General features: G+C 59.8%; 30 protein-coding genes and 1 tRNA gene. 8 read left to right on the top strand and 23 right to left on the bottom strand.

Annotated elements, in window-relative coordinates; translation table 11 throughout:
* Positions 1-78 precede the first annotated feature (78 nt).
* The 3 genes from N0P34_RS09610 to N0P34_RS09600 form a co-directional block, all read right to left on the bottom strand.
* On the bottom strand, positions 79-1464 hold the full coding sequence (locus tag N0P34_RS09610) for a TolC family outer membrane protein (RefSeq protein WP_275606801.1): 1386 nt from the start codon (positions 1462-1464) through the stop codon (positions 79-81).
* 111 nt (positions 1465-1575) lie between these two features.
* Positions 1576-2232, bottom strand: a complete 657-nt coding sequence (locus N0P34_RS09605; RefSeq protein ID WP_275606800.1) for a protein-L-isoaspartate O-methyltransferase — start codon at positions 2230-2232, stop codon at positions 1576-1578.
* Positions 2233-2484: 252 nt separating this feature from the next.
* Positions 2485-2558 (bottom strand) — tRNA-Cys (locus N0P34_RS09600).
* Between the two features lie 259 nt (positions 2559-2817).
* Between N0P34_RS09600 and N0P34_RS09595 the strand changes: the two genes are divergently transcribed.
* The gene (locus N0P34_RS09595) at positions 2818-3081 is read left to right on the top strand and encodes a hypothetical protein (RefSeq protein ID WP_275606799.1); all 264 of its coding nucleotides are present in this window, start codon (positions 2818-2820) and stop codon (positions 3079-3081) included.
* Here the strand turns inward: N0P34_RS09595 and N0P34_RS09590 are convergent.
* Entirely contained in the window at positions 3078-3275 is a 198-nt protein-coding gene (locus N0P34_RS09590; RefSeq protein ID WP_275606798.1) for a hypothetical protein, read from the bottom strand. The genes N0P34_RS09595 and N0P34_RS09590 overlap by 4 nt on opposite strands.
* A 43-nt stretch (positions 3276-3318) precedes the next feature.
* Between N0P34_RS09590 and N0P34_RS09585 the strand changes: the two genes are divergently transcribed.
* Together N0P34_RS09585 and N0P34_RS09580 are read left to right on the top strand one after the other, a co-directional pair.
* On the top strand, positions 3319-3651 hold the full coding sequence (locus N0P34_RS09585; RefSeq protein ID WP_275606797.1) for a hypothetical protein: 333 nt from the start codon (positions 3319-3321) through the stop codon (positions 3649-3651).
* The gene (locus N0P34_RS09580) at positions 3651-4334 is read left to right on the top strand and encodes an SOS response-associated peptidase (protein WP_275606796.1); all 684 of its coding nucleotides are present in this window, start codon (positions 3651-3653) and stop codon (positions 4332-4334) included. Before N0P34_RS09585 ends, N0P34_RS09580 begins: the two co-directional genes overlap by 1 nt.
* A gap of 697 nt (positions 4335-5031) precedes the next feature.
* Here the strand turns inward: N0P34_RS09580 and N0P34_RS09575 are convergent.
* Positions 5032-5181 (bottom strand): hypothetical protein, encoded by a 150-nt coding sequence (locus tag N0P34_RS09575; RefSeq protein WP_275606795.1) that lies wholly within the window; start codon positions 5179-5181, stop codon positions 5032-5034.
* A gap of 152 nt (positions 5182-5333) precedes the next feature.
* Here N0P34_RS09575 and N0P34_RS09570 point away from each other — a divergent pair, with 152 nt between their 5' ends.
* Positions 5334-5759, top strand: a complete 426-nt coding sequence (locus tag N0P34_RS09570; protein ID WP_275606794.1) for a thermonuclease family protein — start codon at positions 5334-5336, stop codon at positions 5757-5759.
* A 337-nt stretch (positions 5760-6096) separates the two neighbouring features.
* On the opposite strand, the gene N0P34_RS09565 is transcribed toward N0P34_RS09570, so the two are convergent.
* From N0P34_RS09565 to N0P34_RS09550, 4 genes are all read right to left on the bottom strand, one after another.
* Positions 6097-6447 (bottom strand): hypothetical protein, encoded by a 351-nt coding sequence (locus tag N0P34_RS09565; protein ID WP_275606793.1) that lies wholly within the window; start codon positions 6445-6447, stop codon positions 6097-6099.
* Positions 6428-6955 (bottom strand): hypothetical protein, encoded by a 528-nt coding sequence (locus N0P34_RS09560; protein WP_275606792.1) that lies wholly within the window; start codon positions 6953-6955, stop codon positions 6428-6430. Before N0P34_RS09560 ends, N0P34_RS09565 begins: the two co-directional genes overlap by 20 nt.
* Positions 6956-7061: 106 nt before the next feature.
* Positions 7062-7439, bottom strand: a complete 378-nt coding sequence (locus N0P34_RS09555; protein WP_275606791.1) for a hypothetical protein — start codon at positions 7437-7439, stop codon at positions 7062-7064.
* A 12-nt stretch (positions 7440-7451) separates the two neighbouring features.
* Positions 7452-8144: a glycosyl hydrolase 108 family protein gene (locus tag N0P34_RS09550; RefSeq protein WP_275606790.1), complete on the bottom strand. Its 693-nt coding sequence runs from the start codon at positions 8142-8144 to the stop codon at positions 7452-7454.
* A gap of 247 nt (positions 8145-8391) precedes the next feature.
* Between N0P34_RS09550 and N0P34_RS09545 the strand changes: the two genes are divergently transcribed.
* Complete coding sequence (locus N0P34_RS09545; protein WP_275606789.1) at positions 8392-8631, top strand: hypothetical protein; 240 nt, start codon at positions 8392-8394, stop codon at positions 8629-8631.
* Positions 8632-9216: 585 nt separating this feature from the next.
* Positions 9217-9459, top strand: coding sequence for a hypothetical protein (locus N0P34_RS09540; RefSeq protein ID WP_275606788.1), 243 nt, complete (start codon positions 9217-9219; stop codon positions 9457-9459).
* A gap of 426 nt (positions 9460-9885) precedes the next feature.
* Here the strand turns inward: N0P34_RS09540 and N0P34_RS09535 are convergent, their stop codons facing one another.
* From N0P34_RS09535 to N0P34_RS09500, 8 genes are all read right to left on the bottom strand, one after another.
* A complete protein-coding gene (locus tag N0P34_RS09535) occupies positions 9886-11004 on the bottom strand; it encodes a late control protein D (RefSeq protein ID WP_275606787.1) in 1119 nt (372 codons plus the stop codon).
* A gap of 1 nt (position 11005) precedes the next feature.
* Positions 11006-11233: a tail protein X gene (locus tag N0P34_RS09530; RefSeq protein WP_275606786.1), complete on the bottom strand. Its 228-nt coding sequence runs from the start codon at positions 11231-11233 to the stop codon at positions 11006-11008.
* The gene (locus N0P34_RS09525) at positions 11230-11643 is read right to left on the bottom strand and encodes a phage tail protein (protein ID WP_275606949.1); all 414 of its coding nucleotides are present in this window, start codon (positions 11641-11643) and stop codon (positions 11230-11232) included. The genes N0P34_RS09530 and N0P34_RS09525 overlap by 4 nt, the downstream gene beginning before the upstream one ends.
* A gap of 5 nt (positions 11644-11648) precedes the next feature.
* Positions 11649-13820, bottom strand: a complete 2172-nt coding sequence (locus N0P34_RS09520; RefSeq protein WP_275606785.1) for a hypothetical protein — start codon at positions 13818-13820, stop codon at positions 11649-11651.
* Between the two features lie 158 nt (positions 13821-13978).
* Complete coding sequence (locus N0P34_RS09515; RefSeq protein WP_275606784.1) at positions 13979-14332, bottom strand: phage tail assembly protein; 354 nt, start codon at positions 14330-14332, stop codon at positions 13979-13981.
* Positions 14333-14334: 2 nt separating this feature from the next.
* On the bottom strand, positions 14335-14871 hold the full coding sequence (locus N0P34_RS09510; RefSeq protein ID WP_275606783.1) for a phage major tail tube protein: 537 nt from the start codon (positions 14869-14871) through the stop codon (positions 14335-14337).
* A gap of 18 nt (positions 14872-14889) precedes the next feature.
* Positions 14890-16377 carry a hypothetical protein gene (locus N0P34_RS09505; protein WP_275606782.1) on the bottom strand — a complete coding sequence of 496 codons (1488 nt, stop codon included), beginning with the start codon at positions 16375-16377 and terminating at the stop codon, positions 14890-14892.
* Between the two features lie 208 nt (positions 16378-16585).
* Positions 16586-18421, bottom strand: coding sequence for a DUF4214 domain-containing protein (locus N0P34_RS09500; RefSeq protein WP_275606781.1), 1836 nt, complete (start codon positions 18419-18421; stop codon positions 16586-16588).
* 164 nt (positions 18422-18585) lie between these two features.
* Between N0P34_RS09500 and N0P34_RS09495 the strand changes: the two genes are divergently transcribed.
* The gene (locus N0P34_RS09495) at positions 18586-19017 is read left to right on the top strand and encodes a MucR family transcriptional regulator (protein ID WP_275606780.1); all 432 of its coding nucleotides are present in this window, start codon (positions 18586-18588) and stop codon (positions 19015-19017) included.
* An 85-nt stretch (positions 19018-19102) separates the two neighbouring features.
* On the opposite strand, the gene N0P34_RS09490 is transcribed toward N0P34_RS09495, so the two are convergent.
* Positions 19103-19558, bottom strand: a complete 456-nt coding sequence (locus N0P34_RS09490) for a helix-turn-helix transcriptional regulator (protein WP_275606779.1) — start codon at positions 19556-19558, stop codon at positions 19103-19105.
* A gap of 244 nt (positions 19559-19802) precedes the next feature.
* On the opposite strand from N0P34_RS09490, the gene N0P34_RS09485 reads away from it, so the two are divergent.
* Positions 19803-21479, top strand: a complete 1677-nt coding sequence (locus N0P34_RS09485; RefSeq protein ID WP_275606778.1) for a DUF4214 domain-containing protein — start codon at positions 19803-19805, stop codon at positions 21477-21479.
* A gap of 132 nt (positions 21480-21611) precedes the next feature.
* Here N0P34_RS09485 and N0P34_RS09480 read toward each other — a convergent pair whose 3' ends face one another.
* From N0P34_RS09480 to N0P34_RS09460, 5 genes are read right to left on the bottom strand one after another with little or no spacing between them, the layout of a single operon-like run.
* The gene (locus tag N0P34_RS09480; RefSeq protein WP_275606777.1) at positions 21612-21878 is read right to left on the bottom strand and encodes a hypothetical protein; all 267 of its coding nucleotides are present in this window, start codon (positions 21876-21878) and stop codon (positions 21612-21614) included.
* A 4-nt stretch (positions 21879-21882) separates the two neighbouring features.
* Complete coding sequence (locus N0P34_RS09475; RefSeq protein WP_275606776.1) at positions 21883-22275, bottom strand: hypothetical protein; 393 nt, start codon at positions 22273-22275, stop codon at positions 21883-21885.
* Position 22276: 1 nt separating this feature from the next.
* A complete protein-coding gene (locus N0P34_RS09470) occupies positions 22277-23392 on the bottom strand; it encodes a hypothetical protein (protein ID WP_275606775.1) in 1116 nt (371 codons plus the stop codon).
* Positions 23389-24252, bottom strand: coding sequence for a hypothetical protein (locus tag N0P34_RS09465; RefSeq protein WP_275606774.1), 864 nt, complete (start codon positions 24250-24252; stop codon positions 23389-23391). Before N0P34_RS09465 ends, N0P34_RS09470 begins: the two co-directional genes overlap by 4 nt.
* On the bottom strand, positions 24224-24421 hold the full coding sequence (locus N0P34_RS09460; protein WP_275606773.1) for a hypothetical protein: 198 nt from the start codon (positions 24419-24421) through the stop codon (positions 24224-24226). Before N0P34_RS09460 ends, N0P34_RS09465 begins: the two co-directional genes overlap by 29 nt.

Genomic DNA, 24421 nt, shown 5'->3' with positions numbered 1-24421 from the left:
CTCGGAACGATGATCAACATCCCCAAAAAATTATGGCCGGGACTAACCCGGCCACAAAGCGAAGATTTTTGACCCGGCCTATTCGGCGACGGTGCGCAATTCCTGCCAGACGTCGTCGACGGTCTGGGTGTAATTCACCGCAGACTTGACCACCACGGGAAGACCCAGATTGCCAGCTGTCAGCCGGCCCATGGCCGAAAGCAGCGAGAACGTCGCAATGACCTTGTTGCTGGATGCATTGATCAGCCCTTCACGCGCGCTGGTCAGTTCGGCCTGGGAATTGAGCACATCGAGCGTCGTGCGCGTACCGAGGTCGCGTTCCTGGACGACACCTTCCAGAACCGTGGAGCCGGCAGAAACAGCGGCCTGTGCGGCCTGGATCTGGGCCTCGGCACTCTGGATACCCGCCCAGGCGGTGATCACCGCTTCCCGGACGCGATCATAGGCAGCCATCGCGTCGACTTCGGATTTGACCTGCTCAAGATTGGCCTTGCGCACGCTCGATCCCAGTGCACCACCCGCATAGAGGGGCACGGTAACCTGGAAGCCCAACTGGCCGCTGAGGCCATCGCTGGACAAGGGGCCGCTGCTGCCGGTCCACCGCGAGCCAACCTGGCCGTTGATCGTGGCAGTCGGCCCGAAAGCGGCCTCGGCCGCATCCGAACCAGCCTGCGCGGCACGGATGGCGGCCTTCGACATCAGGATCGCCGGATGCCCGACTTCGGCCTCCGCGATCGCCGATTCCAGGCGCGACGGGATGAGCGACGCATAATTGTGGCCCGTGGAAAGGTTTTGCGGACGCGTTCCGACAAAGCGCTGGAAGGTCGCCTGGCTGACCTCAAGGCTGCTCACGGAAGCACGATAGGACGCCTGTCCCTGCGCAAGGCGGGCTTCGGCCTGCGCCACGTCGATACGTGTGCCCTCGCCCACTTCCAGCCGGTCGCGCGCGGACTGCAGCTGTGCCTGGAAGAACTGGATGTTCTCTTCGCGCAGCGCCACCAGCTGCCGGTCGGTGAGCACCGACATATAGGCCTGCACCACTGAGAGCAGAACATTCTGCTCGGTGTTGCGGATCTGGTACTCGGCAACTTCGGCGGCCGCACGGGCGGCTTCGATCTGCGCCTCGGTCTTGAAATTATCGAAGATGGTCTGGTTGTAGCTCAGCCCAGTGGTAACCGAACTGCCGGTGGACCAATTGCCACCCGACAGGCTCCAGCTCTGATTGCCAGCGATCGACGCACCGATCGTGGGCAGCTTGCGCGACTGTGCCTGGGCGATATTCTCAGCCGAGGATTTTGCCGACAGCAACGCGGACTGCAGGTCCGGCGCATGGTCATATGCGGCTGTCAAAGCCTGGGTAATGGATTGTGCATGCGCCGCACCGGCCGATGTGGCGGCCAACACCATGGCTATCACGCTCGCCTTGATCATATTCTGCAACGTCACCACCCCGGCCTTTGTCATTCCACACTTATGCCCACGCGATACGGTTAACAACCCGCACGAACAACACTTTCACTCGTCTTACGTCTCGTTCTCCCAGCCGCGTGGCTGCAGAGCAACAGATTAGACAAACTAGAATACGAAATCCTGAATCAATGCCAGATGAGGGCCATGTGGCAGATTCGCGTCGAATTCCGCGCGCGCCGCCACACTGCCTTCGGCGCAGACATAGATATTTGCCACCCCGATTCCCCCCGAGTTTATCACAGCAACGAGCCGACCACCCGGATTAAGTCGCGCGAGCAGCGTCGTCGGCACTTCAGTCAGGCTCCACCCAACGTGGATAACGTCGAATTTGCCCTGCTCGGGGAGAGATTGCTCGCTTTCGATTACGCGAGCATTACCAAATCCCAATTTGGCCAGATTCTGGCTCGCTTGCGCCGCTAGAACAGGATTGGGCTCCACACCGATCACCGTCTTCGCCAGCAGCGACAGAATTGCGGTGCTGTAACCGAGGCCGGCACCGATATCGAGTACGGAATCGTCCTCCCGCACTTCCGCCAATTGCAGCAGACGACCGAGGGCTGCCGGCGCGCCCATCTGACGAGGGTTAGGGGCGTCCTCAAGAGGCTGGAAGCCATCAATATAGGCGACGGCGCGGCGCGAGGCAGGAACAAACTCCTCCCGCGGCACGCTCATGAAAGCCGAAAGGACGCGACCGTCCAGAACGCCGTTGGTTCGCAACTGGCTTTCGACCATTGCCATGCGCGCGATTTCGAAGTCGGACAAGAAGACCACTCCACTCTCACTCATATGTTGGACGTGAATATCCCCGGCAATGACGGCACGCAAGTCATCACAGCGGCCGATCCCCTTCCCCGCCAGGCAGCACCCCCCCAACAAGCTCCCCACAGCGCCCCGCGCTGACCGCAGACAGAGAGGAAGCTGGCTTTCGCCGAGCCAAAAAGATGAACGATAGGCGCGCGTTAGCACCGCCCGAAGGTATGAGCCAATCGTAATGCAGAATATGAAGGGAGAGAATGGAGGCCACGTCCGGAATTGAACCGGAGTACACGGATTTGCAATCCGCTGCGTAACCACTCCGCCACGTGGCCTCACGGCTGGCTTATCAGGGGTTTACCGATTTCCGTCAAGAGGCGGTTTGCACACAAACTCCGCTGTGTGTGCAAAATCTGTTCCGGCACTGTTCTTTGGAGGCTGTGGAAATTCCTGCCCGCCAGGCGAACCACGGCCGTCTTCACGCCGCCAACCACTCTCCGAGATATCTGACACGATGATGAGCGCATCAAGCAGCAAGGGGCTTTACAGAGCGAGCCCTCCTCCGCATCCTCGGCTATCCGCCGGGAGTTGCCAATGAACCTCTTACCGTTGCGAGATCTCGACCCGATCTTCCGAATGAGCCCGAAGGAGGCAGCGGCCTTCATCCGCAAATGCGACAGCGCCATGAAGTCTCATGCCAGCGACTTCGACATGGGCTGGGATAAGGAAGCCGCGCTATCGGCATTTGAGAGCGTAATGGCAACGCTCCTAGAAATCCGGCCCGCCTACCCCGCCGAGCGCGCGAACATCGACGAGGTTCTGAGAAGGCATGGCTACGGTGGCGTGATAGGGCATTAGGACTTCTTGCCCTTCCCCACGCAGACCGAGTTGTGGCCATCCCACCCGCAATAGTTGAGCCGGCCTTCGGCGCGGGCACGTCCAAAGACAGCGTTCGGCGCACCACACTCCTCGCAGAAGTAGATCGGGAACTTGTGTTCGGTGGTCTGAACGGGAGAAATATCGCCTTTTTCAGATTGGTACTTGGTCGTCATGGCCCTGGGTGGAATCGGTTCAGATGTGTGGCATCATCCCTACATGACCAATATCTATCAGTGGACCACGCATGACGACGAAATTGCCTTGGATGCAATCATCGTCGGGATTGGCGGGACGAGTGCCGAGATGGTCAGCTTCGGACTGACATATGTAGAGCCGCAGGCGAGCATCTACTGGTCGGCCTGGTTCGGTTCTGATGGACAGGTGACGGATGCAGACTTCCATCCTGGCCCGTTCGACGTACCGGCGGCGCTGAAGAAGGCTGAAGAACTGCGTGTGCGCTTTGGCTTCCCGCGCGTGGTCATCGCGCTCGAGGAGCGGGGCATGTGGCGCCATGATTGGGGCGAGCTTGCTGAAGAGGAGGGATACTGATGTGCGGGCGCTTTACCAATGAACTGAGCTGGTCCGAACTGCACGCTCTCTACAAGCTCTCCGATGAGATGTTCCCAACCAAGTCCAACATGCAGCCGCGCTTCAACATCGCGCCGACGCAGGACGTTGATTTCGTGCATCTCGACAAGGCCGGGAACATGGAGCTGGATCGCGGCCGCTGGTGGCTGGTTCCGTTCTTCGCCAAGGAGATCAGCAAGAACGCGATGTTTAACGCGCGCATCGAGACGATCGACACCAGCGGGGCGTTCCGCGAGGGCTTCAAATCCCGTCGCTGTCTCATCCCTGCCGACGGCTATTTCGAGTGGACCAAGGGCGAAGACGGCGGCAAGGATCCGTGGTTGCTGCAGATGCCCGGCGGCGCGCCATTCAGCTTCGCCGGCATATGGGCGCACAATGACAATCTCGGCGTCACCAGTTGCACCATTATCACGGCGCCCGCGGTGCCAGAGATCGAGCACATTCACACCCGCATGCCGGTGATCCTCGAAGAGCACGCGTACGAGCGCTGGTTGTCGGGGGAGGATCAGGGCAGCCAGGCCAAAGCCCTACTGCTCGGGGCGCAGATCGATAGCCAGCTTGAGTTTCATCGGGTCGGCCGCGAGGTCAACAATAGCCGGTATGAGGGTACTGACACCAAGAAGCCGCTACTGAACTCGCTATAGGCAATCGCGCCTTCGGCCTGACTTGCTGCTGCTAACCCAAGTTAAATGCGGACTCGAAAAACTGCGCATAAGGGGGTAGAGCTTTGGCATGCTCAGGTGCTGGCTGAAAGCTGGTACCAGAAGAAAATAGCCCCGAAAGAGCGGGCGCTTTCGTTATGGCGGGGAAGTTCAATGCGTCAAGAATCCACGGTCGAATGTACCTGCATCTGTCCCGGTTGCGGCACGACCAACACTGTCGTCGTGGTCGGCTTGCCCCCTGGTACCATCGTGGCTTGTTCTCATTGTTCTCAGGAACTAGGAAGCATCGAGGACTTGGTCCAGGCCGATGCTTCGGAGCGTGAGGTCAAAGGCGACAGCTCAGTTTGATATCCGCTGCATGCCGGAAAACCGGTTCAATCCCGCTAGTATAGCTCCCATTTCCACAGTTGCCGCACCCCGGCAGGCCTCCGCAGCCGCAGCCTGCCCCGGTCCAGATCTGTCGGGAAATAGGGCTGCACATGCACCGGGCCGCCGCACCGGCCGCACGGCGCCGGCGGCTCATAGACGCGCATCTCTGGACCCCAGATGTCAACGACGTCCGATGCCAGAAACGCAGTGACTGTGCGGCAGGCCCGGCACCGATAGACAAGTGCCCAGCCATCTTCTGCCAGGTGCTTGAGGCGCACAGCCTCGAGCTTCCTTCGGCTGGGCGTCATGCTCATTTGGCAAGCGGTCGCTTCGTCGTGAGGGCGCGCTTGATTTCGGCGGCGCTATAGCCTGTCAGCACCTTGATATCCTGGGCGTCGAGGCCGGTCTCTGCCAGACGCCGGATGTTGGCTGCAGGGGACGGTTTGATGGCAATGTTCATCTCGATTCTCCGATACGCAATACGAGAACGAAATAAGAACACCGAGCATCGTAGAGTCAATGCGGCAGGCGATCACGTATGCAGAGGAACGCGGTTTCCCCGCGGATCGAATGCCGTTATGCAGAGGGTACGTTTTGGGGAAGGACCGCCGCTTGTTCCGTCAATTGCTCTCCGCCGCCACGCTCGCAACCCTCATGGTATCGCCTGCCCTGGCGGCAAATCTCACAATGAGCATTTGCGCCCCTAAGCAGCGCAATACGCCGACTAAGACCTGCATCGTTGATGGCGACACGATCTGGCTCAACGGGCAGAACCTGCGGATGAAAGACTACGATACCCCGGAACCAAGCACAGCGATTTGCGGGGGAGCCGCGGAAGTTGCACTGGCGAAGAGAGCTACCGCCCGTCTTCGCGATCTGCTGAACGCTAACCCATGGACTGTGGAGACGTTTGGTCGGGATCGTCACGGCCGGACGCTCGCAACCATTCGAATAGATGGCATGGACGTGGGTGACATACTGATTTTAGAGCAACTGGCTCGACGTTGGCCCGATGGTCACGAGTGGTGGTGCCAATAGACGACCGACCGCCGCCGTTTTCCGCCAAGTTTCCCTTGAATAGCGCCCGGATGCATGAGACCAATTGAAATATCATGCACAGGGGGATGCAATGAATACGCTGAGAATTGTTCTACTTCTCGCCTTCTCGATTTCAAGTTCGATTATTTTGACAAGCGCTGCCAACGCTCACGGCGGCGGATGCCGAAAAGATTCTCCGCCAGGTCAGTGCTGTCACATGCAGAAGTCTGTTGGCCGGATGCACTGCCACTAGGTTCACTTCAGCCAGCCGTGGCCACCGGTGCCCGTCCTTCGCTTGGCGGCGCTATTGATCCACTGCCATAGGACAGGCGCCGGCCTAGCGCTTGTCCTTTAGCTGCCTCGCTACCTCTTCTGCGATCTCGCGGTCCCGCTGCTCTTCCGCCAGGTGTTTCTCATAGGCCTGGACCAAGTGGTGGATGCCCTTGGACGTTTCCTCGAGGGCGATATTGGTCCGCACCATCTGCTGCATGACGAGCCCGACGCTCTCGACCAGCTCCTTTACCGGGCCCATGTCGGCAAGCTGGCCAGAGGCATAGAACTCCTGCACCTTCGGCGCCGGTGGCCCCTCCTTCTTCCCGAAGACCTTGGACCATGCGGCCAGAACGGCTATGGCAATGGCGAAAGCGGCTCCGCCCAGCCATTGAAAGTCAACGGGTATGCTGTCCATTGGTCCCTGCCCGTCCTACGTCTCTCCAGGCGTGGAACACACACCATATGCTCAGAGCCAGAGGCAGCGGATAGATGCCGCTCCCCGATGTTTGGGCAGTCACCACAGAGGTGTAAACCAAGAACCAGATCATGGCAGCAGCGCCGGCCATACAGCCCCGCACCACCGGCGAGTAGCGCGAGTACCACGTGTTGCCGAAAGTGCCGTTGATGGTCAGGGCCAGAATCCACAGCCCACCAACGGCGAGGCATATGGCGCCCCAAGTCTCTTCCGAGGCGATGCGCAACATGCCTTCCCAGGCGGCCGGATTAGCCCACGCTCGGCTATCCCCTACGAGATTGAAGCCCCAGAATGTTAAAGTGGTCGCCATCACCCACTCAACGAAGCGCGCTTCAAAGTGAGACCGGACACCGGTGACAATCTTTATGAACATACTGGCACGATTGTATGTTGCGATACTACTTTTGAGCAAAGCAACATCTCCCAAATAAACATTTGCTACTTCCAATTCACTTTAAATGCGCTAGTATTCTACTTGGCGAAGGGGCGAAGAATTAATTCAGCACCAAAGCTGGCTCGGTCTCTCCCCCCGGCGCGACCGGGCCTCTTGCTGTTTATCTTTGCGTAAGTCGCTCCCAGAGCGTGCGAGGCTTAGGAGCAGCGGCAGCAACCGCATCAGCCTGGCGGGCGGCGGAAGACCCCTTGGGAAGCTCCGCTTTTCTGCCGTCCTGGGTAACCACCTGCGGGGCCACGGTGGCCCGGTAGGACTGCCACTGCGTCCAGAGATACCAGAGGATGCCGAAGGCCGCCGAGATGGTCAGACCCCCACCTTGCCCCGTGAAGATAGCTTGGACGTCCTGCTGCATGGAGGGCGGCATAGCGAGGTAGATCGGGATAAGGGCGAAGGCCAACCCGGCAAGCTCTTGGGCGCGGCGCACAAGCCAGCCCATGACGACGTTCTGAGCGATAGCGGCTGCAATGCTGGTGATCATGGTGTCGGCCTCCTAGAACCTGACAAAGAAAAAGGCCGCTGCAAGAGCGGCCAGGATGACGATTGCGACGATGACGGTGGCGGGCTTGATGCCGGCGGGCTTGGCGGGCTCAGGGAGGCCGCTTGTGGGGATGGGTGAGGGCTTCGGTGCCGGAGCGACAGAAGCGCCGCCAGCCGGTGCCGCTGCGGCCATGGCGATCGATTGCTTGCGCACCTCGGCAACGCGCCGTGACCAGCCCTTGCCAAATGTCGGCCAGGTCGACAGCCGCTCAAGGAAGGCCAGGCGCTGAGAGCAGAGTTCGTTAACCAGCTGCGCGGCGCCGAACTTGGCACAGTAGGCATTGACCGCCTTGATGGTGAGCGGTCCGATCTTGCCATCTGGGGCAGTGCCAACGATGTTCTGGAGATAGATCGCCGCGCGCGCTGGACCGCTGTTGACGGCGAAGTCGAACACGGCCAGGTCGACGCCGGCGGGCAGATCGTCGCCGCGCAACTTGTTCCAGTAGCCGTCGCGGTAGATGAGCAGCAGCTCATCACTGCTGATATTGCGGAGCCGCTGTTTGGTGGCGCCCGGCCGATACTGGCGATAGGTGGCCAGCGTGACGCCCTTCATGGTGGCGCCGCCTGGGTCTTTCGGATGGTCAGCCCATTCGCCCTCATGGACGAGCACCGCCGACAACGCGCCAGCAAAGTTAATTTTGGCCATGACGGCCTCCTATCGATGTTGCAAGTGGGTGCGGGCAATTAAGCGATCATTTACTGTCCGCTGGCAGTGTTGATCGGCGCGCCAAGTACTGAGTTCGCGCATCCGTCCTTTTGAAGCCTGTCCTGTTGCCACGCGGGGCAGGCTTCTCGTTTGGTGCCAAGAATTTCTGTCAAATTGTCAGACCGGCGTTCTCCGCCGCGAAACTAGTGCGGTGCAGAACGCTCGTGGGGACAGTGGAGAGTGAGAAATGAAGCCAACCACCCCGCCTCACCTCCTCTATGTGCAAGCGAGAGACCATCTCGAACGGGCAATGGCGGTTCTGTCTCGCGAGCCTGGCGCTGCACCGTTGATCCATCTGCTTGACGAAGCGGTCGATATCACTATCGAGCTGGCGCACTTGCCGCCGGCATGCGAAACGCCGCTGCGTCCTTTTCTCATCGATGCCGGGGTGTCACAGTCCCGGCCATGCCTGCCTCCTGTGATGTGAAATATTGTGAACGGCGAAAACTGCTAGGCGGCCTATACTGCAGTTGCGAGCTTGCCCCGGCCCGCTTAGCAGTCCTGGCACTTGGTGCGCCGGGGCTGCTTTTCTTTTTCAAAGTCCGTGGTAAGGTCAGGGCATCACGTCAGCGCTTGGGGCTTAAGCCGCGACGTGAAGACCCCGCCATGGGCGGCACTGGCGGGGTCTACTTCGCACGTTGGGAGGCGAACGGGATGGACCGGTTTCTCTACGGCTTAATTGCGCTCTGTTTACTCGTGGGCCTTGTTGCCCTCGCCGGTTTGCTTACCTCCTTGGCTTTAGTTACCCCCGTGTGACAGGATAAGGGCCACCTCAAGGCACACGCCCCCATGCCCTCAGGTGAGAGCCCTGCTGGTTTGCCCCAGTGGGGCTTTTTACTAAGCATTCGGCTTATTCCGACCAAGCCGGAGAACAACGGCGCCGGTCCATATCAGCGATCAGCGACGCCAGGATTGAGGTTACTCAGCTATAGTGAGTATTGTAGACGCCACACTTGCCGGGCCATTCGTGGTTCGGCAAGCTCCGATAGAGAGATCACGAGGGGAGGCGTGAGTGGAACAGCGAAATCTCGTCTATAATGTCGAAGCGGTCGTCGACGGCGCTACGCACAGGGCGACTTACTTCGTCGAGCAGAACGTCATTCATGCAAGAATTAACGGACGGACCTATCTGTCACCCGTCGGCCCTCTAGGCGCCAAGGAAACAGTGAGAGCGCTGCTGAATGCCATGGTTTTGGAACAAAACCGAAAGCTGAATGCTGCCCAAGGATGGCATCGCGTCCTACGCAAGCCGTGAGTTTCGGCCCGGATTGGAAGCCCCACAGCCGACCATTGGGACACGAACCGCGCCGGTAGGCACCCACCTGAGCCCAAAAGCCATGACGCAGTTCCTAACCACGGAAGGCCTCCTGTGCGGTCCAATTCTTGCCCCTCGCCCTGCCCGCTGCGTCCATTGCCGAGCGGGGAAAGGCGATGACAATCTGGGCGGTTTATGCACTTGCCGTTATTCTAGCAGCCAGAGTCTTGGGAATGTCATCGGACGGCTGGCCGGGAGCCTATGCGGTCGTCGACCTGCTTAACATGATGTCATATTGAGCAATCGGTTTCGTACCTAACCGGTGAGTACCTCCACCCTCATGGACGAGCACCGCCGACAACGCGACAGCGAAGTTGTGTTTGGCCATGAAGGCCTCCTATTTGATGGGGTGGGATTCGACGGAAGTCAGACGGTCGAGCCGCCGAAGCCGCCACCTACTGTTTCGATGCCGTTTCGCGTTCCAGTCGTGGAGCCGGCGCTTGAGCTACTACTGGCGCTGCCACGTGCATCTTTGCCTGCGCCCTCTGATGGCAAGCGCAATGTCAGGGATGAGCGGAAGCCCTCGCCCTTGGAATAGCTATGCGTCACGGAATCGAGCAGATAGGTGCCGTCGATCCCGGCGCGTGTGCCGGACACAGTGACAGAGGCCTCAGGTTCCGCGGCATAATCGCCGGTGATCGTTACACTGCCCTGCCCCTTCTCGCGCTCCGAATCCTTAGACACGGATTTGCTCGATTGGGTCGCGTTGTCCTTCGTGGCGCTGCCAATCAACTGCCGGAAGTCGATGTCGATTCCGGCGTCCTTAACCGCCTGCTCGACCTCCTCCCATTTCGCCTTCTCGATATCGTAGAAGCGCCCCTTGACCTTGCCGTATTGTGGGCGGCCGAGCATGGGCGCGATGTCCCAGTCGATCAGGTTCTCTCCCCACGCGGCTCGGATACCCGTGAGCTGCTTTCCCGAGGCCGAAATGCCCTCGTTGAGCGGGGCGAAGAAGGCTCGGCCGCCGATCACTTTAAACGAGGCGCCAAGCTCGCGCGCCATGCGCTGGCCCCAACCCATGAAGCTCTCTTGCTGCATGATCCAGAAGTCGCGGAATTCTCCGGACAGAGAACCAGCCACCGTGACATTGAGGCCAGCCTTCTGACCCCATTCTTTGGCAACATCGCCAAAGGTCGCCTCTGCCTTGCTGCGTAAGCCCGGAGCCTTCACCTTCGACTTGTTGTCGACCGATGTGCCGTCGATCGACAGCTTGCGGCCCTTGTCCTTGCCGCCGCTGGATCGCACCGAATCTACAAATCCTTCAAAGACCTGGCCGGAGCCGCGACCGACATGGCCCATCTCCACGACGATGGGTGCCCCGGTGTCAGGCATAAGCGTTGTGCCGTCTGGGTCGGCGAGCAAAATCTGGATGGTGTCGCTGGCCTCGCGAGCAGCGCGCGAGACAGAGACGGTCTCTAGCCGCGGGCTGAAGCGGGAGGTGACATCCTGCCCCCCGACTATAACCTTGACGATGCCTGTGAGCATTTCAGTCCCAGAGCCGGATTAGCGGGCGCTCTGCCTCATTGGATGGGATGGCCTCGAGTGGAAACACAACGACAGTCCCCACGGGCAGGATCGGGCCGAGATCAGCCAGGCCCGGGTTGTGTGCGAGGACGGTTTCCGCATAGCCGACCGGCTGCCTTTTCAGGAGCTGCCAGACGATCGTCGCGAGCGTGATGCCCTCGCCGGTGACGGTGATGGATTTCGTGTTCATGCGAAGAGGCTCAAGATTGCTGGCGCCAGCGCAACAGTGGGGCGATCGGTGAGAACGAGCGTAGCGGTGAACCCCACTTCCGTGCCGATGCCGAACTGGCCAATTTCACTGTCAGAGATCTCAAGGGCCTCGATGAGAACCCAGCCCAGAGGAACGAGGTTGCCCCGCATGAATGGAACGGGCGTGTGAGCCTGGCGGGCAATTTCGAGGGCCGCCAAACCAAGCCGTCCTCCACCGAAGTGATGGGGGAACACCACGCCCGTGATGGAGAAGGTGCCGTCGCCCTCGCCGGTAAACTCGCGAATTGGCCGGGCGCCGACGACGGGGTGAACCGCGTACGGGGTCTGCGTCTTCCGCGTCACTTCCTGCGGGTTGACCGCAAGGTCAAACTCCACAGGACCAAGTCTCATCAGGGTCACGGTGCAACTCCATAATCAGGATAGGCCGCCGTTACGCGGCTGGAGAGGTTCCCACCACTGGCCGGCCCCGATCCGAGCTGCCGCTGAAGTGCCACGGCGCGCTCAAGCAGCGCTATCAGGCGGGTGATGGGGTTCACGTCCACCATTGGCCTGAGCGTGGTGCTCAGGGCGCCCAGCTTCGCTGCTGCGACGTCGGCTTCCGTTCCCACGGCGCTGATGCCAGAGGTGTCCACACTGGTTGCGTCGGGGTTGAGTCCCCAGCTCGCGCCCTGACCGCGAAATTGCTCGTAAGGACTGGGGTCAGCAGGGCCCGGGTTGGACGTGAGTGAGTTTATCCAGTCCCACATCTGGGCCTTAATACGTCCCTGCTCCGCAACCTGAGCGTCAAAGTCCTCGACACTAGAGGGGCTTCCGCTGGTCAGCTCGGACAGCACGCCCGGTCCGGCCGCCACGGCAACTGTTGCTCCAAGGCCAAGAAGGTTCTGGAGCCAGTTGCCTTTGCCCTTGCCGCCGTTGCCTAAGTCCGTCAACCCACCTCCCTGTAGGGACGTGGCAGCGGCTTGGAGCATGGTCGCGGCAGTCTGCAGGCTCGGGCCGGCCGAAATCCACGACCAGGCCACGCTGCCAATTGCGAAGGCGCCCGCGCCAGCAGCAGCAACGCCACCCGCCGCAAGAAGGGGGTTCTCTTTGACGGCATTGGCCAAGCCATTGAGCATGTCGGTCATGGAATTCAGACCGGGGACGATAATGTCCATATGCTCGGCGATTGCGCCCGACAGATTGGACATCGAGGACAGGAATCCCTCATAGGCAACGAATGGATCGCGTTCCGAGGCGATGGCGCCTGCCTCTGGCCCCATGGCTTGGGAATACAACTCCATGTTGCGGTCGATCTGGTCTTGCTGAGTGATCATCCGCGTCCAAAGCCCGGTAGCCATGGTGTTGCGCGAAATCTTGGCGACCGCCTGGGAGACAGCCGTCTCATCGGCCATATTGACGCCGTCCCTCTCCAGCGCAGGAACAAGGTGTTCCTTGATCCACTGGTACGGATTCTGGCCATATAGACCGGCATCGACTAAGCCGCCAAAGCCTTGCGGCCCGCCCTCGCCAGAACGAAGCCCAAGGCGACGCTGTTCAGCGAGGTTGACCTTGCTCGCGACGGCGCTGCTACCAGTCACCAGAGCCTGATAGCCGCTGGCGATGGCAGTACCTGCACCGTGAGCTGTCATGTCCTGCATAAGCGCCGGCGCGACCGACGTCATGAAGTCCGCGGAGAGCGCTGGGCCAGCGATCTTTGCGCGGCGCGCGAAATCAAAGTAGGTGCCCATGTCGAGTTCGTAACCCTCGATCTGAACCGCCCGCACAGCACCAGCGATGATCTGCTGCATATGCTCGATGCCGATCTCGCCGCCGGCGTTGAAACCGAGATTGTCGAGACCACGGATTAAGCGGCCAATCTCTTGAGGAGCCGCATCAACCCCCTTGGCCGACTGGGTGGCCACATAGCCGGCGACCATCTGTTCGAGAATTTCCAGACCGCGTTCGGTCGTGCCCATCGTGTTGCGGGCCGTGCGTGCCAGTTCCATGATCTGGGTGGCGTCCACACTGCGATATCTCTGCGAAAGCTCCGCGGCCTTGGCCTGAATTGCAGCCTGTTCGTTTAGCGGAATCCCGGCCATGTCTTGGCGGAAGATTTCACGCTCTCTCTCGCTGCCTGCGGTTAGACCGCCACGGACGAGAAGGCCGCCACCATACGCAGCGGTGTAGAACCCACCCGCCACCATCAAGGGCTTCATATAGTCGCTAAGGCGACCAGCAAATTTCCGGGCACGCGCCTCCGTCTGCGCCATTGCGTTCCGCACATCTGCGAAGTGCGCAACGGTGGATGTGCGCCAGTCAGCGATGGCGGAGCGCTTGTTCTTGCCCGAGAGCCCAGCGTTCTGAATGCTGGTCATCAGGTTATCCCAGCTCCGGCGGACCGCCGCAGCCTCCTGAGGGGAGACTTTGAGCAGTTCGAGCTGGCGCTGCATGCGCGCACCCCAGGGCATATTGCCCAGAGCGCGCGCCTTGCTTTCGATGCCGCCGAGGGCCTGTTCGACTTTACGCGCCTCTGCGGTCACATTCTGCTGCATGCGCAGAATGAGCTGGCCGATCAGCGTGCGTGCCATCGTCTATTTCCTCGGTTTCTTCTTGATCTGGGCGCCAGCAATTGCGGCCTGGAACTTGGCCTTGCTGTCGTCGATATGCCGGGCCTCGGCGTACCATTCGAGCGTGGTGTGCCAATCCCAAGCCTCTATGGTCGGGATCGGCGTGCTGAAGACGTGGGCTACGAGTCCGACGACTCGCTTGCAGCTACCGGGGCCGACTCGACCAAGGCCTGCAAGCGTCGGGGCAAAAAAGCCCTAAGCTCCTCCTGGAGCGCGTAGGAATCGTCGTCATCCATAGCCTCGATGACAGCCTGGGGAACGTCGAATAACGGCAGGTCGGGAACGGCGCCCCCTTCAGCCAGATCGCGATAATACTGGCTGACTTCGGCGGTGCTGAGCCGACGGATCGTGACGCGGTCGATCAGCTTGCCGTCATATTCGAAGGGAAACTCGAGCATGACGACCTTGGAGCGATCCTTGGTGAACCTGACCGTTGCAGCGCCGGCCGTGGCGTTAAGAGCTTCGTCTGTCACGATCATACCAGCCCGAGGTTGGCAGCGACTGTGCGGAAAACTTGGACGCCGTTGATGCGCACGCCGGGATAACCTTCGAGGGCACTGAAATATTCGAGCTCCTGATTGTTCAGGAACGTCTGCCAGTAGAAGATTTCGGAGATGCGGTAGTCGCTCTCGACCCCGTCGTCGGTGCCCAGCTCTCCCATCTCGATCTGTGTCATGCGACCCTCGACAATGGCCTTGAAGGGCAGATCGACCTGGCGGGCGATATCACGGACGTTGGCGCGAACGGTGTAGACCGTGCGCTGGAGGGGCATGAACTTCGGCCGAACGGACGGATTGAGCCCTTCCAGCTTGAAGGTCATCTCCAGCGCTTCCAGCTTACGCATACCCAGTTGGAGCCCCATCGGGGCGCCACCAGGGCTGAAGTCGCGCAGCCGTTCAGTCAGCGTGGCCAGCTTAACGCCCTTCATGACGAGGTGCTGGCTGTTGGTCGGGTCGTCATCGCCCACGAAGATCGTGGCCGCGTCGATATGGTTGATGGTGGCGGCAGCCATGGCATCGTCTCCTTGGGGTTAAGCGGCGGCGCCGAGCTGGACCGAGATGGTCTGCACCAGGGCATCGAGCGCGGGCAGATGACGGCGCGAGCGGAGGATCAGCTTGCGCAGCACAGGAGGCTCTTCGACGGCGAAGCTGATGTCGATTTCACCATCACGAAGCTCTCCGGCCGAGTTGTACTGCGGCTCGAAGTCCACCTTGAAAGGCGACAGGATGTGCTGATCGGCAGCGAGCCGAGCGAGGTCCATCCGGATCGTGTTCATGATCGCTTCGATGGTCTGCAGTGTGATGTTGAACCGGCCGAGATACATGCGGTTGGCCTTGATCTGGCCAAGCTCGATGTAGTCGCGCATGCGGTTCACATGGGCAAAGCGCCATTCCGTCTGATCGGACATGGTGTCATAGCCCCAGAACGAGAAGCCGCTGGAACCCGGAGCATCTTCGACACCCGCCTCTCCCTTGGCCACGATGCCTGCGCCGGCCGCCAAGTCTTCCTGGCCCTGCGACGTCTCGTCGGTGAGCGACAGGTGGATCTTGGGAGAAACGCCGACCAGGCCATAGACCGGCTGGTTGCAGATCGAGCCGGACGGGACGCCATCACGTTCCGAGTCACGGCGGGCATAGAGCGCCACGATGTAGGGCGACAGAGGAACCGTGATCAGTTCGCCATCCTCGTCATAGACCTTGGCGTCCTGGCGAAGCGGATGAAGAATGTCGGCCGATGTCGGCAGGGTTTCCAACCAGTCCAGCCAGTCCTGCCGGGAGTTGGTGGGGCCCTCAGGGAGGAACTTGGCCTTGAGGCGGCCAGTGACCGCCGGGATGGCAGCGCAGACGCCGTTGGAAACCTGTTCGAGGTCAACCGACGCAGAGGCGCCAGTGAGGCCCGTAGAGGCCGTGAAGGCCAAGGTGGGCTTGACGGTGTAGGAGCCCGGGTTGGTGATGGTGACGTTGGTCAGGGCGCCCGCTGTGACAGTGAAAGTGCCCTCGCCCCCGGTGCCCGTTCCGCCGGTGAACGACAGGGCGAACGTGCCATTGGTGCCGCCGGTGCCAGCCGCCGTGATCTCGGGATTGATCAGGCCGCGGACAGTCTGAGACGTGTAACCCGGTGCGATGATCAGACGGGGCGTGACGCCGAGGTCTTCGGGCGCATCGAGGAAGGCCCAGATGCCGGTGCCATTGGCCTCGCTGCCGACGAGGTTTGCGATCGTCTCCTGAACATTGGCACCTTCGGCGGTTCGAACCACCACCACCTTGGCGGCGCGAGCGCTGCCGTTGAGTTGAGCCGACATGCCGCGGATGGCCTGTGCCAGCGTACCCTGGCTGCCAAGCGCGGCCACCTTCAGGCGTTCGTTCGACTTCAGGTAGACGACCTTGTTCAGCGGGAACATATCCGCATCCGCGCCCTCGGCGGGGCCGATGACGCCGAGCACGTCCATGATGGCGCCGCTGGTGAATTGGGGCTCAATCCCATCTCGAAGATGCTTGATCCCGACTTCTAGTGCCATTGGAGATCTCCTTTTGATGGCAAAGAAAAAGCCCGGCGCAAAGGTCGGGCTGGTGTGCATGCGAAAGCGCCCGCGGGCCGGGTGGCGCGCAGGTGCGGGTGGTGTGCCGCTGTGGTGTGGGTGGGTTAGTTAGGTGGGACTAGGTGGGCAAAGAAAAGCACCCCCGTCGAAAACGGAGGTGCTGGGGCGTCGGGGGGGGTAGTGAGGGTTATTCGGGGACTACGACGTTGGCGACGTTGAACACGACATGGTTCTGTCCAATCAGAGATACCTCGCCGGTGTATTTGTCATTCGTGAAGACCTCCAGATACACATCGTACTGGCCTTCGCCCCATACCGCACCGGAACTCCAGAAAGGCGTCTGGATATTCTGCGTTACCGTTGCATTGCCGCCGTCATCAGCAAATGCGTACTCATTGAATTGGATGCCGTCCTTGATATTCGACCCGGTCTTCACCCAAACGTATTCAGAGTTGGACGTGTTCTTAGTGCCGTAGTTTCCGGTATTCAAATCGACCAGATCCATGGACAAAACGTCGGAAGTGCCATCAGACACTCGGACGCGGATGACGTATTCTCCCGTGGTGGTCGTTGTGGACACATCGCCGTTCTGCAAACCAGCTACAGAATAAGCGAAACGTACAGCGTCGCCACTTGTAAGGTCATAAGAAACTAAACCACCACCAGTCCCGGGCTCCACAATATCACCGTAGGCATAACGCGCGCCCAAGCCCAGTTCGAGGCCGTTTCCAAGATCGACGACATTGAAGCCGCCCGCCAAGTTCCCCTTGCCGGCAAATAGCTTGCCGTCAGAACCCGCCACTTCTCCTTGGCGAACAGTGGCATAATTCGAAGGCAGCACCGGATTTAGCTGAATGACATTCTGAGCTTCGATTTGACCCAGGTTGTTCGTCGCGGTCAGTCGAACGTCGTACTTTCCGCCATCCTTGATCAGTGCTTCACCGGTGTACCAGTGGAGTGCCTGAATATTCTGCGAAACCGCGTCGGTGCCGCCATCGTCTGTAATGGACTTGCCGTCAGCAACAGCGACGCCGTTCTGATCGACCTGGACCCAATCATACAGAGAGTTCGACACGTTGTAGGTATGCGTGTCAGCATTCGGGTCAGCACGAAGTTCAAACGTCACCCACTCTTGCGCATCTGAGGCGTCGATGTCGATCTCAAGCTTGTAGGTGTATTTCTGCAGATCGATCCCGCCATCCTGCGCTACGGAGTAGGCGAAGCGAAGGTCGTGGGCCCGTGCAAGATTGTCCGGTGTGCCCGGCGCGATGTCGGTAGGGTCATTGCGATAGCGCACGTCGAGCCCGAGCTCGATCCCAGCCTTGTCGTTCAAGGCTACGGCAAAGCCTGTGGCAGAGTTGCCTTTACCGGCAAAGAGCTGCCCCTCGGTGTTGGCGCCGATCAAACCTTCCACATAACGGACGTCGTAGGTCGGCTCTGGATCCACGGGATCAGGATTGTTGTTCCCGCCACCACCAGGATTAGGCGCGTTACCGGGCGCAGGATCCTGACCAGCAACAACCGCTGCCGATGCCTTCTCTACGCTCTCCGGCGTCGGCTTGTTATCCTTGTCTACAGTGTCGAGGAACTTCTTGGCCAGCGCAGCCGCATCAGCCCCCTTGTACGCGTCGATCTCCGCTTGCGTATCCAGCGAGGCGGTGAACAGCTCGGCGGCACCCACTTTGGCGTCCACGTCCGCTTTATCTGCGCCCTGCGCGCCCTGCATGATGTTGACGGCGATCGTTGCCAGGGTCTGCGCGCCCGATGCCAGCTGCCCCTTGAAGAAGGCCAGGCCTTCGGCGTCAGGGGCGCGACCGAACAGGTTCTGGTAGACAGTCGTGATCACCTGATCTGGCGTCTTGCCGGCATACTGATCAGTATATTCGGCCAAGCTTGGCAGAACGCGAAGCATCTCACTCAAATCGGCGCCGTTTTTGGTGACCCCGGCCCAATAGGCAAGACCCGCAGGATCGGCCGGACGACCGAAAAGCGCGACATAAATTCCCTGAATTGCAGCTGACATTGTTGTCCCTCACACAGATGAGGGACTTACGCCTTGTTTGCCGCCCCCGCTGGCAACCAATAAATCGCAGCAATTGGCGTTAATCAATGGTTAACTGTTCAAATCAATCGCTGCCTGAGCGAAAACTGTTATGTTAGGTTAACCGCGACCTCGGGGAGATCTTCATGTCAATTAGCAAGAACGAGTTATTACAAGCACTTGCAACCACTGCGGCGGGCTATTTCTCGGGCAACCCGACACCGCCCGTAAATGCGGCTGCTGTAATGAAAATGCTCGCAAAAGGCCTTCTTGAGGCAACGGAAAATCGCCTTGAGGTCACAGAGGTGCAGCCTGCGGTCCCGGTCGAGAAATCTCAGGGCGTGGACTACATGGTCTGCCTTGAATGCGGGCGCTCCATGCGATCGCTTAAATCCCACTTGCGAACCAGCCACAAACTGACCCCGGCAGACTACCGTTTCAAATGGGGGTTGCCGAACAACTATCCGATGATGGCTCCCGAAGCCTCGGCCCTGCGCTCGGGCATCTCAAAGCGAGTGCAAAAGAAGATCCAGACAGATCCCACTGTGAATAAGGGTGGTTGGCCGGGGCGCCGGTGAGTGGTCTCATCAACCTGCAATGAAAAAGGGCGCCGCCTATAGAAAAGGGAGCGCCCAAAATTCGAGAGTAGAGATGCTAAGCGGACTAGCTCAATTTGCTCAGCATGGCTTCGAGTTTGGCCAGACGCTCTTCCAGACTGACAACGTCCGCAGCACCCTCCGAGGCAGCTACAACGGGCTTCTGCTCAGGAGCCTTATTTTCCTCGCCCGGTCTGGGAATTGACTCGTCGAGCCCAGACGGCTCTGCATCAAACAGCGCATAGTAGGTCAATGGATCGTAATAACGCAGCAGCGTTTTCACGAACTCATGGAGCGGGATCTGGAGAGCAGTAGAGAATGCAATGTACTGCCCAGGAGGCAACCGACCGCGTCCTGATTCAAGCTGCGATATGAAAGTGTAGTAGTCAAAGCCCACAGCGCTTGCCAGCTCTTTCTGGCTCATACCCACGCGCTCACGCAGCGCTCGAAGCCAACGCCCCGCTTGCTGCCGCAACACCTGAGTTTCTGTAGCACCCTGCGCGAACTGTGGGTGAATGGTCATCTTATGCTCCTGGCAGCGCCCCGTGCCGGTATAGGTTTCACACTACATACAGCGAAGCGTCGCTGGTGTAAAGTGCTTTCATTACCTTCACGATTACCAGCCTTTCTAGACTCCATGGGTACTTACAGCGCAGCATAGGCAAACAGCAAATTACACACTGCGTCTTGACGTACAGTGAAACCGAGTCTAGTAGTCTGCGGACCGACTGAAAAAGGTCGCGCTTCAATTCGAGAGGAATTTCTCCATGGCAACCATCCAAGGCGTCTACGTCGCCCTGTTCGGCCGTCCCGCTGACCCGACCGGTCTGGCTTTCTTCAATGTCGCCACCAACAACGGCGCAAACCTGTCCGCCATCGGCGACCTGGCAGCAACCGCTGAATACCAGGACAAGTACAAGGGTCAAAACAACGTTCAGATCGTTACGGCTATCTATCAGCAGCTGTTCAACCGCAATCCAGAAGCGACCGGCCTGAATTTCTTCGTTGACGCGCTCAACAAGGGCACGCTCAACGTCAACAACATCGCAATCGCGATTCTTGATGGCGCCCAGGGCACTGACAAGACCATCGTTGATGCCAAGGTTGCTTCGGCAAATCTGTTCACCGCTGCCATCGACACGCCGGTCGAGGACGCTTCTTATCGCGGGCTTGACGCTGCCGCTGCTGCTCGCAACTGGATTGCCACCATTGGTGCAACCGCCGCGACTCAGGCACAGGCTGAAGCCGCTTTGAAGGTGGTTGTTGACACGAACTTTGTTGGCAACACGGTTACGCTGACGGCCGGTGCTTCTGTCGTCTCGAGCGACGCGGCAACTCTCGCGTTTGCCGACAAGGTGACCACCGCCAAGAATGACACCATTGTTGGTGGCACTGACTGGGACGGTGCTGCGGACACGATTGATGGCGGCCTGGGAATTGACACCCTGACTGCTACTCTCTCTGGGCCCGCCACCGCCGTGGGTGTTGACAAGCTCAAGAACATCGAAGTCGTCAAGTTCACTTCTGCCGCTGCAGCGACCGCAATTGACATGACCGAAGCCAAGCAGGTCACGGAAGTTTGGAACGCTGGGTCCGGTGTTGCTGCAAACGTTCTGACTGTTTCGGGCCTTGCACTGTCGACGACAGTTGGTTTGACTGGTTCGAGCGCCGGGATGACCACTTTCACGTTCGCTGACACCACGGGCACTTCCGATGTGGTCAACGTTGCGCTGAACGCAGCTACGGGCGCTGGCGGTCTGACGATCAATGGCGTCGAAACTTTCAAGTTCTCGGTAACTGGCGCTTCGAACATTGGTGCTGTCGCCGGCGACAGCGTCAAGGCAATCGAAGTCTCCGGCACGGGTAACGTTGCGCTCGACGTTTCTGGTCTGGCAAAGCTGGCAACCTACACCGGCGGCGAAAACGGTGATTATGTCACTACCGACGTTGCAGGTCTGACCGTCAACCAGGCGATCAATACCGGCGCTGGCGCTGACCTGATCACTATTGGTGCAGGCGCCGGTGCTGGCTTCTCGCTCACCCTCACCGGTGGTGCAGGTGCTGATAAGTTCGCTTTTGCAGCTCAGGCCAACGTGGCTGCTGGCACGCCCGCTGATCTCGAAGCTAATTTTGCTAAGAGCCTCATCACCATTGCGGACTTTAACAAGGCAGAAGACGTTATCCAGCTTACCGGCACTCGTGACGCCCTGGATAACTTCGAGCTGGGCGACATCGCAGGCCAGACTTCTCTGTTCGCCGCTGTCAACAAGGCTGCTTCGTACACGACTGGCGGGTCGACCTCGGTGTTTGTCTACGGCAACGACACCTATGTCTTCCAGAACGACGCTACCGCGACCTTCGGCGCTGGCGACGGCCTCGTGAAGATCACCGGCCTTACCAATCTGGCCGATCTGACTGCAACCAACTTTGTTGGTCTCGTATAATCTGTAGATTTCGGTCTGCAGGAAACCCCCGGCTTCGGCTGGGGGTTTTTCCTTGTCTATCTATCGGTATCGGACCAAAGCTTCGTCGACCCAGCGTCGCCGGGTGCAATGGCCCGTTTAGTGACTGTGCGCTCAGCGGCCGAAGATCGCCCGCACCTTGAGCACGAGCGGGTTGAGCCAGGGCTTGATCAGCCGGTAGAGCGGGCGGAAGACGATCATTGCGACAACGCAGAGGCCGACGAGGGGCCATGTCCAGCCCGGTGTTGCCGCCATGAGGCAGTCGAGCAGCATCCCGTCAGTGCCCCCGTTGTCGTGGATGACGCAGCAGTCACGGATCGGGAACATTGCCTCGAACAGCCAGAAGCCCGAGCAGCCGTCCGAAACGTCGAGCGGGGTCATGGCGCTATGCGGTCGGCCAGTTGTCGAGGACAGCCTGCCGCTGGGCCGTGCCGAGGTAACCGGCGGCCTCGATCGCGTCGAGGATTTGCGCGGTCAGCGGGTGGTCCCGCCAGATGACGTTGCCAACGTCTTCGCGCCAGATGCGCCAGAACAGGGCAAGGTTCGGATCGTCGCGAAAGGCCAATTCCTCCGCCGCCGACATGCCGGTAACGGCGCGGATAAGGCCCATAGCCTCAACCTTGTCGATGGAGCGATAGGAGGGATAGGCCTCTGGCTCTGGCTGCTCGCCCAAATATTCAAAGCGGCCAGGGTAAAACTCCTGAACGAATACTTCGTCGGCAACGATGCGGTTTACCTCGTTGCCGTCTGGATCGAGGATTTTGTAGATGTTTGCCATTTTAACTCAGAATCTCCAATGCCACCCAGCCGTCACCGCCCTTGCCAGAGACACAAGTATAAGCCTTGCGGCTCACACCGCCACTGGAGCCACCACCCATATAGCAAGTGCCACCGTTGTTCGGTTGTCCGGTTGACCCGTTATTTATGAAGGCACCGCCACCAGCAAAAAATCCGCCCGGCGAACCGGAGAGGGAAGCATTCCCCCCATCACCGACGCCTTGGGCATTACTCCCTCTGCCAACCTGGGGCGAGGTGACTCCGTTAACAGTTGTGCCCCCATAAATGGCGTTAAACGCATCAACGCCGAAGAGCTCAAACCCCGTTGGCAAGCTTCTTTGAGTACCCGCGACATCCAGCCCGAATGGGTTTTTTGATCGCCCCCACCCGCCGCCATTGGTGGCCCCCGAAGATGTGCCGCTTGCTGGGGTTCCTCCGGAACCAAAGAAGCTCCCTCCGCCAGTCGCAAAATATTGGTAGGATGTCGCGGCAAACGGACTGTAGTTCGGGATGTCGCCGCCATTGCAATCATTTAAGCCGAAGACATCCACGCAGCCGCCACCTGTTGCGAAGTTGAGGTTCCCGGCTGTGCCGGTATTGGCATAGGCGGGCATATCGCCACCCCGCCCGCCCGGTATATTCAGGTCGCCTCCGGTTGCAATCCCGCCCAGGCCGCCGAGGACATTGTCGGTAATTAGGCCTGCGTTGCCACCCTTGCCGCCGCCCGCGACGATGTTGATGTTCGGGCCGGTTACAAGGGTGTCACCACCGTTGACGCCAGAGAGCCTCTGACCAGAAACACCCACCTTAGATGCCCCGCCCGCACCTGGGGTAATGATGAGTTGCTCGCCAGCCTTTAGAAGCGCTCGCTTCTTAGCCCGAGCGCCAGCGCCAGCGCCGGAGGCCTTCATGCCGAACTCAGTCCCGCCCGCCAAGCCAGCGTTCATAGCTACGCCACCCGAACCACCAGGCCCCATCGCGTGGATGACCACTTCAATATCCGTGGGCGCTGTAAAAACGCCTGCCGCCCAGTAATAAAGCCAGGTTCTCAGCCCGCCCACATTTAGTGGTGTTGCCACCCCCTGACTGCTGCGAAAAAGATCGCTGAAATTGCTCATTTGACAAAAGCCCTTCCCTCAACAGTCCAGCCGCCGTCCATAAAGGTCAGCAGGGCAATGACCTTGTCCTGGTCGATAGTGAAGTTTTCGGCCAGACCACCAATGGTCTTGCCGTTCCGATTGATCGTCACCGCGTTTGCGCCGGAGCGCCAAACCTCGACGGTGTTGCCATTCGCAGGGGAAGGCGGAAGGGTTACAGCGAACGCCCCGCCCGCCGTCTTGGCGAAATAGACCCCACCGGCCACCGCGTTGGTGTTGGACGTGACGACCTCGGCGCCGCCTGCCTTGATGGCGGCCAGCCCGTCCGCGAGCGAAGTAGAAAATCCCGAAACCGTCTCGGAAAGCGCACCCAGGTCGGTGCGCAACTGCCCGATTTCGGCCTTCTGCGCCTCAGTGACGAACTGGTGGGTCACATCCTCGGCCACGTTTGCCGCCGGAATGCCGCCAGCAAGGATTGCGTCTACCTGGTCACGAACCGCGTCCACATCGGCCTGCAACGCAGCCACGGACGCAGCAATCGTTGCATCCAGCGCGGCGAGGGCCGCCGTAGTGTCCCCTTGGAAGTCAGTGATGATTTGTGCATTTTGCGCGATCGTGTCGGCGACAGCTTGCTGCAAATCTGCAAGTTGCGCCTGAGTGGCAGCAATCAGCGGATTGATTGCGTTGTCCAGAATCTGCAGGCCAAGACTCTGCAATTGCTCTTGGATCGCCTCAATGCCAGTCCCGACGGCTTCCAGAGCCCTAAGGCGCATGCCGACGCTGGTGCCGAAGCTATCCCACTCCTGCCGCGTCAGGCGGGCCGGTGACGGCTCTGGAGGCCAGTTGTAGTCGTTATCGGGGCTCAACACTGCGGACGACATCAGCGCCTCCATTCTCCTCCACAATCGCGTTGAGGGTGGCCCCCGTCATCACCGGGTTGTCGCGCGGCAGGTACTTGATCGCCCCGCGACGAACCACCCGGCTGAACGTGACCGCAACCGTCTGCTCCTCGTCATAAGGAAACGACGGCGCTTTAGGCTTTTTGGCCAT

Source organism: Devosia sp. FJ2-5-3 (assembly GCF_029201545.1).
In the GTDB taxonomy this organism is placed as follows: Bacteria; Pseudomonadota; Alphaproteobacteria; order Rhizobiales; family Devosiaceae; genus Devosia.
This window is presented reverse-complemented; position numbering and strand designations above follow the sequence as displayed.

What these genes read in the sequence shown, in the direction of transcription:
- N0P34_RS09550 (WP_275606790.1), bottom strand. Translation starts at nt 8,144, where the DNA reads ATGGCCAAAATTAACTTTGCTGGCGCGTTGTCGGCGGTGCTCGTCCAT.
- N0P34_RS09525 (WP_275606949.1), bottom strand. Translation starts at nt 11,643, where the DNA reads ATGAGACTTGGTCCTGTGGAGTTTGACCTTGCGGTCAACCCGCAGGAA.
- N0P34_RS09485 (WP_275606778.1), top strand. Translation starts at nt 19,803, where the DNA reads ATGGCAACCATCCAAGGCGTCTACGTCGCCCTGTTCGGCCGTCCCGCT.
- N0P34_RS09555 (WP_275606791.1), bottom strand. Translation starts at nt 7,439, where the DNA reads ATGATCACCAGCATTGCAGCCGCTATCGCTCAGAACGTCGTCATGGGC.
- N0P34_RS09610 (WP_275606801.1), bottom strand. Translation starts at nt 1,464, where the DNA reads ATGACAAAGGCCGGGGTGGTGACGTTGCAGAATATGATCAAGGCGAGC.
- N0P34_RS09590 (WP_275606798.1), bottom strand. Translation starts at nt 3,275, where the DNA reads ATGACGACCAAGTACCAATCTGAAAAAGGCGATATTTCTCCCGTTCAG.
- N0P34_RS09535 (WP_275606787.1), bottom strand. Translation starts at nt 11,004, where the DNA reads ATGCTCACAGGCATCGTCAAGGTTATAGTCGGGGGGCAGGATGTCACC.
- N0P34_RS09495 (WP_275606780.1), top strand. Translation starts at nt 18,586, where the DNA reads ATGTCAATTAGCAAGAACGAGTTATTACAAGCACTTGCAACCACTGCG.
- N0P34_RS09480 (WP_275606777.1), bottom strand. Translation starts at nt 21,878, where the DNA reads ATGACCCCGCTCGACGTTTCGGACGGCTGCTCGGGCTTCTGGCTGTTC.
- N0P34_RS09505 (WP_275606782.1), bottom strand. Translation starts at nt 16,377, where the DNA reads ATGGCACTAGAAGTCGGGATCAAGCATCTTCGAGATGGGATTGAGCCC.
- N0P34_RS09565 (WP_275606793.1), bottom strand. Translation starts at nt 6,447, where the DNA reads ATGGACAGCATACCCGTTGACTTTCAATGGCTGGGCGGAGCCGCTTTC.
- N0P34_RS09460 (WP_275606773.1), bottom strand. Translation starts at nt 24,421, where the DNA reads ATGGCCAAAAAGCCTAAAGCGCCGTCGTTTCCTTATGACGAGGAGCAG.
- N0P34_RS09475 (WP_275606776.1), bottom strand. Translation starts at nt 22,275, where the DNA reads ATGGCAAACATCTACAAAATCCTCGATCCAGACGGCAACGAGGTAAAC.
- N0P34_RS09585 (WP_275606797.1), top strand. Translation starts at nt 3,319, where the DNA reads ATGACCAATATCTATCAGTGGACCACGCATGACGACGAAATTGCCTTG.
- N0P34_RS09530 (WP_275606786.1), bottom strand. Translation starts at nt 11,233, where the DNA reads ATGAACACGAAATCCATCACCGTCACCGGCGAGGGCATCACGCTCGCG.
- N0P34_RS09575 (WP_275606795.1), bottom strand. Translation starts at nt 5,181, where the DNA reads ATGAACATTGCCATCAAACCGTCCCCTGCAGCCAACATCCGGCGTCTG.
- N0P34_RS09520 (WP_275606785.1), bottom strand. Translation starts at nt 13,820, where the DNA reads ATGGCACGCACGCTGATCGGCCAGCTCATTCTGCGCATGCAGCAGAAT.
- N0P34_RS09595 (WP_275606799.1), top strand. Translation starts at nt 2,818, where the DNA reads ATGAACCTCTTACCGTTGCGAGATCTCGACCCGATCTTCCGAATGAGC.
- N0P34_RS09510 (WP_275606783.1), bottom strand. Translation starts at nt 14,871, where the DNA reads ATGGCTGCCGCCACCATCAACCATATCGACGCGGCCACGATCTTCGTG.
- N0P34_RS09545 (WP_275606789.1), top strand. Translation starts at nt 8,392, where the DNA reads ATGAAGCCAACCACCCCGCCTCACCTCCTCTATGTGCAAGCGAGAGAC.
- N0P34_RS09580 (WP_275606796.1), top strand. Translation starts at nt 3,651, where the DNA reads ATGTGCGGGCGCTTTACCAATGAACTGAGCTGGTCCGAACTGCACGCT.
- N0P34_RS09500 (WP_275606781.1), bottom strand. Translation starts at nt 18,421, where the DNA reads ATGTCAGCTGCAATTCAGGGAATTTATGTCGCGCTTTTCGGTCGTCCG.
- N0P34_RS09490 (WP_275606779.1), bottom strand. Translation starts at nt 19,558, where the DNA reads ATGACCATTCACCCACAGTTCGCGCAGGGTGCTACAGAAACTCAGGTG.
- N0P34_RS09470 (WP_275606775.1), bottom strand. Translation starts at nt 23,392, where the DNA reads ATGAGCAATTTCAGCGATCTTTTTCGCAGCAGTCAGGGGGTGGCAACA.
- N0P34_RS09465 (WP_275606774.1), bottom strand. Translation starts at nt 24,252, where the DNA reads ATGTCGTCCGCAGTGTTGAGCCCCGATAACGACTACAACTGGCCTCCA.